Consider the following 7,326-nt stretch of genomic DNA (forward strand, 5'->3'; position numbering starts at 1 on the left):
GTTTCCTCGGGATTCAGCGGAACCAGATAAAAGTCATCACGACAAACAGCGGCACAAGAATGGCGCAGGACCAGGCCATGTAGCCAAAAAAGCTGGGCATGCGCACGCCGCGGCTTTCGGCAATGGCCTTGACCATCATATTGGGTGCGTTGCCGATATAGGTGTTCGCACCCATGAAAACAGCACCGGCCGAGATGGCGGCCAACGTGGTTGCCATCGAGGTCATCAGCACCTGGGGATCGCCCCCGGCGGTATTGAAGAACACCAAATAGGTGGGCGCATTGTCCAAAAAGCTGCTGAGCAGGCCGGCGGCCCAGAAGTACATCGCCGGGTCCGGCGAGCCATCGGGCCGGGTCACCGCACGCACCACCGCACCAAATGGCCCGTTGGCACCAGCCTGCAGCATTGCAATGACGGGGATGATGGTCAGAAAAATGCCGGCGAACAGCTTGGCCACTTCCTGCATCGGGCCCCAGTCGAACTGGTTGGCGGCATGCGCAGACGCAGGGGTGAGCTTGAAGGACAGCACGGCCACCGCAATCAGACCCAGATCACGCACGATGGATGGCAGACCAACGGCTACACCGGCAATGTCCCACTGCAGGTCGGACTTCCAGAAGCCGCTGAGCAGCACCAGGGCCACCACGGCGCCCAGCAGTACAAAATTGATCTTGCCCTCAAAGCCCAGGCTGTGGGTGTCGGGCGTCGGATCGGTGCGGGGCTTTTGCGCATCAAAGCGCAGCATGTAGCGGTCCAGCAGGTAGAAGATCACCAGCAGCGCACCGACCAGGAACAGGGTCTCGGCAAAGATGTGGCGCACGGTCCAGAAGAAATCGACGCCCTTCAAAAACCCCAGGAACAGCGGCGGATCGCCCAGCGGCGTGAGCGAGCCACCGGCGTTGGAGACGATGAAGATGAAGAACACGACCACATGCGCGCAACTGCGGCGGGCATCGTTGGCGCGGATCAGCGGCCGGATCAGCAGCATCGACGCCCCGGTGGTGCCCATGAAGCTGGCCAGCACCGCCCCAATGGCCAGGATGGCAGTGTTCAAGCCCGGTGAGCCATGCAGGTTGCCACGGATGTAGATGCCGCCCGAGACCGTGAACAAGGCGGTGAGCAAAATGACAAAGGGAATGTATTCAGCCACCAGCGCATGGGCCAGGCTGCCAGCGGCCAACCCCGGTCCGAAGACGGCAGCAAACGGCAGCAAAAAGGCCAGCGCCCAAAAAGCGGCGACCTTGCCAAAATGGTGGTGCCAGAAGTGGGGCAAAAACAGCGGCATCAGCGCAATCGACAGCAGAATGCCGGCAAAAGGGATGCCCCATAAAACAGAAAGATCAGCCCCATTGATCGTGGCCGCACTGGCCCAGCCCGGTACCAGCACCGCAGCCCCCACGGCCGCCCTGCCCCACGCCCCATACCGCTGCCCCACCTGCGCCATAAGCTGCTCCTTGTGTTTGTGCTTATTCCCCCATGCAGCCGTGCGCGCCTGGCAGACGGGTGCAGCCGGTGATTTTAGTCAGCGGCCATGCGCCAGGACCGGCTGCGGGTGACAGCCGCCCTCCCGATTAACCCGCACGTGCGGGGGCTGGTGCCACCCCTTGCGGCGGCATGTGCTGGCTGGGGGGCAGGTTGAACACCTGGCGCAGATAGGCCAGGTATTTTTCGTCGTCGCACATGCTCTTGCCGGGCGTGTCCGATATCTTGGCGACCGGCTGGCCATTGCAGCGGGTCATCTTGATGACGATCTGCAGCGGCTCGTAGCCGAGGTCATTGGTCAGGTTGGTGCCCACACCGAAGGCCAGCTGGCAGCGCCCCTGGAAGCGTTCGAACAGCGCAATGGTGCGCGGTATCGTCAGCGCATCGCTGAAGATCAAGATCTTGCTCAGCGGATCGACCTTGTGCAGCTTGTAATGGGCAATCAGCCGCTCACCCCAGCTGAACGGGTCGCCGCTGTCATGCCGCGCGCCGTCGAAGAGCTTGCAGAAGTACAGGTCGAAATCGCGCAGGAAGGCATCCATGCCATAGACATCGGACAGCGCAATGCCCAGATCGCCCCGGTATTCCTTGGCCCACATGTCAAAGCCATAGATCTGGCTTTCGCGCAGGCGCGGGCCCAGCGCCTGGCAGGCCTGCAGGTATTCATGGGCCATCGTGCCCAACGGGGTCAGGCCCAGTTGTTTGGCAAACAAGGTGTTGCTGGTGCCGGCCAGCTGGCCCCGGCGCTCGCCCGGCATCGCTGGATGTGTGGCCACGCCCAGGCCACCCACCAGGCTGCCCAGCACCTCGCGCTGCCAGCGATGGCTGAAACGCCGGCGCGTGCCATAGTCGGCGATCTTGAGCGCCTCCAGGCCCTGCCCACGCATGGCCTCGATCTTGCCCGCCAGGCGCCTGCGCCCCTCCGCCCAATCGGGCTCAGGCTGGGTGTTGCGAAAGTAAACCTCATTGACGATGGCCAGCACCGGGATCTCGAACAGCACGGTGTGCAGCCAGGGGCCGGTGATCGTGATATCGATCTCACCGCTGGGCAGCGGCATCACGCTGATGTATTTTTCCTTGAGCTGGTAGAGCCGCAGAAAATCGATGAAATCGCTTTTGATGAAGCGCAGCGACTGCAGATAGGCCAATTCGTCATCGGCAAAGCGCAGGCTGCACAGATGCTGGATTTCGGCGCGAATCTCGTCCACATACGGCGCCAGTTGCACGCCGGGGTTGCGGCAGCGGAACTTGTATTCCACCTGGGCTCCCGGAAACTGGTGCAGCACCACCTGCATCATCGTGAACTTGTACAGGTCGGTGTCCAGCAGACTTTGGATAATCATGGTTGGCAGCACAGGGTTGCGCGCCAACACGTGCAGCGGCCTATGTGGCTGCTACAGGCAGACGCCGTGTCTCGTATCCACAACCCAGCGCCTATTTCATAAGGTCGCAACAGCGGCAAGTGTAGGCGATTGACCGCCGCCCTGCTGTGAGGCAGGGCAAGGCATCCCCGCGGAGGCTTATCGCAGGCGCAGTCTGTCGAGCGCCAAGCGCGTGGCGTCTGGCAGCGCAACCGGGCGCCGGCTGCTGCGGTCCACATAGACATGGACAAAATGCCCGCAAGCGGCGCTTTGCGATGCACCGGCCACAAAAATCGCCAGCTCATAACGCACACTGCTTTTACCCAGATGCGCGACACGCACGCCAACATCGACATCCTGCGGATAGGACACTGGCGCAAAATAGTGGCATTGGGTCTCCACCACCAGGCCGATGCTGGTGCTCTTTTCCAGATCGAGCAGCCCATTGTCGATCAGCAAGCGGTTCACGGCCGTGTCGAACCAGCTGTAATAAACGACGTTGTTGACATGCCCATAGGCATCGTTATCCGCCCAACGGGTGGTTATGCGCACAAACTCGGCATAGGCCGACCGGGGCTGCGGCTGGGGACGCTCGGCGTGCTGCTGCGAAGAAGACATCTGGCCATCCTGGTCACGAAGTTCGCAGGCATTGTAGAACGTGTTTGCGATCTCTACGCGGCCGCGTTGGAGTGCAATCGGGATGAGTTCGAAGGGCAGGTCCGCAGCTTGCACCAGGGTGCAAGCAAGGGCCAGCGCGCAGAAATCGCCCCATTTCACTCCAACCCGTAGGGACAGGGGTTTTGCGGGTGCCCGACTAGGGGCGCCCGGCTAGGGCCGCCCGGGCAGGGGTGCCCGACTAGGGGCGGTCTGCGTCGTTGCAAATCCCCGCAATAGTGCGACTATTGCTGCGGTGTTGCGCGGCTGGGCGCCCCCCACGCCTCCCATCCCGCAAAACCGCTGTCGCGGCGCTAGGAGATCGTAAACACGTTCTTCGAGTGCCCGAACCCGCCGTCACCGCAGCGCGGCACTGTCGGAGACAGACCAGCACAGACGCTGCCATCGTGCTGTCACATACGGCGGCTACAACGTCAGAACAAGCAGGTTTGAGCCGATTGCCAGGCGATTAATTCGTTACCCCATCAACTAATTAAACAAAAGGTAAATGATTGAAATCAAAACAAAAGATTTTTTGCTGCACTGCACAAAAAAAGGCTTGCAAAACACCCGCAGATGCCCAACAATAGAGTCATTGTGCAGTGCAGCAATTCAAAGCAATGCACAAGCCTCCGGTACACAATGGGTGTCCGGACCGGTATTTTCACCACTTCTAACGAGACGGAGTATGAACATGGCATTGACCCCTGACCAAATCCTGGCTGCACACAAGGCGAATCTGGAAACCCTGCTGGGCCTGACCAACAAGGCCTTTGAAGGCGTGGAAAAGCTGGTGGAACTGAATGTGGCCGCTACCCGCGCTGCGCTGTCCGATGTCTCGGCCAACACCTCGGCCGTGCTCGATGCCAAGAGCGCCCAGGATCTGCTGAGCGTGCAAAGCGGTCTGCTGCAACCGATGGCCGAAAAAACTGCTGCCTACAGCCGCCATCTGTATGAAATCGCCGCTGCCACCAGCCTGGAGTTCAGCAAGGCGTTCGAAAACAAGGCCGTGGAAGCCCAGTCGAAGTTCAATGACTTTGTCGACACTGCTGCCAAGAACGCACCAGCCGGTTCCGAAAGTGCCGTTGCCGTGATGAAGACCGCTGTTGCCGCTGCCAACAACGCCTACGACTCCGTGCAAAAGGCCGTGAAGCAAGCCGGTGAAGTGGCCGAGACCAACTTCAACACGATCACCAACAACGCCGTCAAGGCTGCTGGTACCGTCAGCGCAGCGACCGCCAAGCGCCGCTGAACGGACGCTGGTTGTGGCCCAATACCCACAACTTAGCCTGGCAAAGGGCCAGCCCCTGGACAAAGCCAAGGGTAAACCCTAGAATACATAGATCGCACTGACATGGTCGGTGCACCCAGTTGTCTCCTTGGATCTTTTCGAAACCTGGTTTCTTGGATCCTTTTAAAGCCCGGCCTTGCCGGGCTTTTTTTTGTCTGTCCGGTGGCCAGCACGGCTGGCGCGCCATGAACAATGCATCACTTAATGGCAGCTGAATAAGCACAGACCCTGCACTGGATTAAATAGAAACAATTCTTGTTTCAATTAAGATCGCGTCTCCAACTTTACAGAGACGTTTTGCCCTATGCATTCTTTCAAAATCCTTGCACTGGCTTGCGCCATCACGGCAGGTGCTGCTGCACAAGCCCAGGAAGTGGTCAACTTGTACGCTGCCCGCCACTACGCGACGGATGAGGCGCTCTATAACAACTTCACAAAAGCGACCGGCATCAAGATCAACCGTGTGGACTCGGACGACGCAGGCATTGTGGCCCGCCTCAAGGCAGAAGGTGCCGCCTCCCCTGCCGATGTGGTGTTGATGGTGGACGCCGCCCGCCTCTACCGCGGCGAGAAGGACAACCTGTTCCTGCCGATCCGCTCGGCCAAGCTGGAGGACGTGATCCCTGCCAACCTGCGCGCCCAGCCCGAAGCCGATGGCGGCATCACCTGGTTCGGTCTGTCGACCCGTGCCCGTGTGATCGCCTACAACAAGGACAAGGTCAAGCTCGAGGATGTCGACAGCTATGAAAAGCTGGCCGACCCCAAGAACAAGGGCAAGATCTGCATCCGCTCGGCCTCGCACCCCTACAACCTGAGCCTGTTTGGCGCCGTCACCGAACACATCGGTGAGGCCAAGGCCCAGCAATGGCTGCAAGGTGTCAAGGACAATCTGGCACGCCCACCCAAAGGCGGTGACACCGACCAGATCAAGGCCGTTGCCGCTGGTGAATGCGATATCGCCGTCACCAACAGCTACTACTTCGCTCGCCTGATGCGTTCGAGCAATCCCGACGATGTCGCGATCACCAACAAGGTGAGCGTCGTGTTCCCGAACCAGAGCAGCTGGGGCACCCACCTGAACATCGCTGGTGGCGCAGTCGCCAAGTACAGCAAGAACAAGGACAACGCGGTCAAGTTCCTGGAGTACCTGGCCAGCCCGGAAGCCCAGACCTACTTCGCCAACGGCAACAACGAGTGGCCTGCAGCCAAGAACGTGCAGACCGACAACCCGGCGCTGAAGGCGATGACGCAGGACAAGCCGTTCAAGAGCGAGACCATCCCGATCAGCGCTGTGGGCAGCAACATGGCCAAGGTGCAGCAGATGCTGGACCGCGCCGGCTTCCAGTAAGCCGCGCACGCTGTCACGAAAAGCCCGCTCGCGGGCTTTTTTTGTGACTGCTCACCGCACTGGGCTCGGCTAAGATGCACCGATCCAACAACCGGGAGACATAGCGATGCAAATCGCCAAGAAGGTATTTATCGTCACAGGCGGCGCGTCAGGCCTGGGAGAAGGCACGGCCCGCATGCTCACCAATGAAGGCGCCACCGTCGTCATCGCCGACATGCAGGCAGACAAAGGCCAGGCGCTGGCCCAGCAGCTGGGCGGCGCATTTGTGCAATGCGATGTGTCGAATGCCGAACAGGCCCAGGCCGTCGTGGACAAGGCGGTATCGCTGGGCAAGCTGTTTGGCCTGGTCAACTGCGCAGGCATTGCCCCGGCTGAAAAGACCGTCGGCAAAAAAGGCGCGCATTCGTTGGAGTTGTTCAGCAAAACCATCACGGTCAACCTGATTGGCAGCTTCAACATGATCCGCCTCTGCGCCGAAGCGATGGCCCAGAATGCGCCCGAGCTCACTGGCGAGCGCGGTGTGCTGATCTCGACGGCCAGCGTGGCCGCCTATGACGGCCAGATCGGCCAGGCGGCCTATGCGGCTTCCAAAGGCGGCGTGGTCGGCATGACCTTGCCCATCGCCCGCGATCTGGCGCGCAGCGGCATCCGCAACATGACCATTGCCCCCGGCATCTTTGGCACCCCCATGCTCTTTGGCATGCCCCAGGAGGTGCAGGATGCGCTCGCCGCTGGCGTGCCCTTCCCCAGCCGCCTGGGTACCCCTGAGGACTACGCCAAGCTGGTCAAGCACATCATCGAGAACGATATGCTCAATGGCGAAGTGATCCGCCTCGATGGCGCCATCCGCCTGGCACCCAAGTAATACCAAGGCCCGCAGGCCTTGCGATGCAAAAAGCCGATCTGCGGGGCAACCCGGCGATCGGCTTTTTCTTGCACGCTGCACACGGGCAGCAGCAGCGATGAAAAAAGCCTTCTTGCCACAGGACAAGAAGGCTTTTGGAATCTGGCGGAGTGGACGGGACTCGAACCCGCGACCCCCGGCGTGACAGGCCGGTATTCTAACCAACTGAACTACCACTCCTGGCAGAAAGCTATGCTAGCCATGATGGCTACAAGTGCTTCAAACTTGGCGACCCTACGGGGATTCGAACCCCGGTACTCACCGTGAAAGGGTGATGTCCTAGGCC

General features: G+C 60.5%; 6 protein-coding genes and 1 tRNA gene. 3 read left to right on the forward strand and 4 right to left on the reverse strand.

All coding sequences use genetic code 11. The annotated features are described in order from the left end of the window. Positions 1-13 precede the first annotated feature (13 nt). The 3 genes from ACCQ08_RS14925 to ACCQ08_RS14935 all read right to left on the reverse strand — a co-directional run bounded on the left by ACCQ08_RS14925 (position 14) and on the right by ACCQ08_RS14935 (position 3,461). Complete coding sequence (locus ACCQ08_RS14925; RefSeq protein ID WP_373450239.1) at positions 14-1,444, reverse strand: sodium:proton antiporter; 1,431 nt, start codon at positions 1,442-1,444, stop codon at positions 14-16. 127 nt (positions 1,445-1,571) lie between these two features. Then, complete coding sequence (gene pncB, locus ACCQ08_RS14930) at positions 1,572-2,825, reverse strand: nicotinate phosphoribosyltransferase (RefSeq protein WP_239811687.1); 1,254 nt, start codon at positions 2,823-2,825, stop codon at positions 1,572-1,574. Between the two features lie 177 nt (positions 2,826-3,002). Continuing rightward, on the reverse strand, positions 3,003-3,461 hold the full coding sequence (locus ACCQ08_RS14935) for a thioesterase family protein (RefSeq protein WP_239811686.1): 459 nt from the start codon (positions 3,459-3,461) through the stop codon (positions 3,003-3,005). 730 nt (positions 3,462-4,191) lie between these two features. Between ACCQ08_RS14935 and ACCQ08_RS14940 the strand changes: the two genes are divergently transcribed. The 3 genes from ACCQ08_RS14940 (at position 4,192) to ACCQ08_RS14950 (ending at position 7,001) form a co-directional block, all read left to right on the forward strand. Next, a complete protein-coding gene (locus tag ACCQ08_RS14940; protein ID WP_239811685.1) occupies positions 4,192-4,749 on the forward strand; it encodes a phasin family protein in 558 nt (185 codons plus the stop codon). Between the two features lie 343 nt (positions 4,750-5,092). Continuing rightward, the gene (locus ACCQ08_RS14945) at positions 5,093-6,136 is read left to right on the forward strand and encodes an extracellular solute-binding protein (RefSeq protein ID WP_373450240.1); all 1,044 of its coding nucleotides are present in this window, start codon (positions 5,093-5,095) and stop codon (positions 6,134-6,136) included. A 106-nt stretch (positions 6,137-6,242) separates the two neighbouring features. Next, positions 6,243-7,001, forward strand: coding sequence for a 3-hydroxyacyl-CoA dehydrogenase (locus ACCQ08_RS14950; RefSeq protein WP_239811683.1), 759 nt, complete (start codon positions 6,243-6,245; stop codon positions 6,999-7,001). A gap of 142 nt (positions 7,002-7,143) precedes the next feature. On the opposite strand, the gene ACCQ08_RS14955 is transcribed toward ACCQ08_RS14950, so the two are convergent. Next, positions 7,144-7,220 (reverse strand) — tRNA-Asp (locus ACCQ08_RS14955). Positions 7,221-7,326: the final 106 nt, after the last annotated feature.

The organism is Comamonas sp. SY3 (genome assembly GCF_041730275.1).
GTDB lineage: Bacteria > Pseudomonadota > Gammaproteobacteria > Burkholderiales > Burkholderiaceae_C > Comamonas > Comamonas sediminis.

Coding starts and splice junctions, on each gene's coding strand:
- ACCQ08_RS14925 (WP_373450239.1), bottom strand. CDS start 1,444: ATGGCGCAGGTGGGGCAGCGGTATGGGGCGTGGGGCAGGGCGGCCGTG.
- ACCQ08_RS14935 (WP_239811686.1), bottom strand. CDS start 3,461: ATGTCTTCTTCGCAGCAGCACGCCGAGCGTCCCCAGCCGCAGCCCCGG.
- pncB (WP_239811687.1), bottom strand. CDS start 2,825: ATGATTATCCAAAGTCTGCTGGACACCGACCTGTACAAGTTCACGATG.
- ACCQ08_RS14950 (WP_239811683.1), top strand. CDS start 6,243: ATGCAAATCGCCAAGAAGGTATTTATCGTCACAGGCGGCGCGTCAGGC.
- ACCQ08_RS14940 (WP_239811685.1), top strand. CDS start 4,192: ATGGCATTGACCCCTGACCAAATCCTGGCTGCACACAAGGCGAATCTG.
- ACCQ08_RS14945 (WP_373450240.1), top strand. CDS start 5,093: ATGCATTCTTTCAAAATCCTTGCACTGGCTTGCGCCATCACGGCAGGT.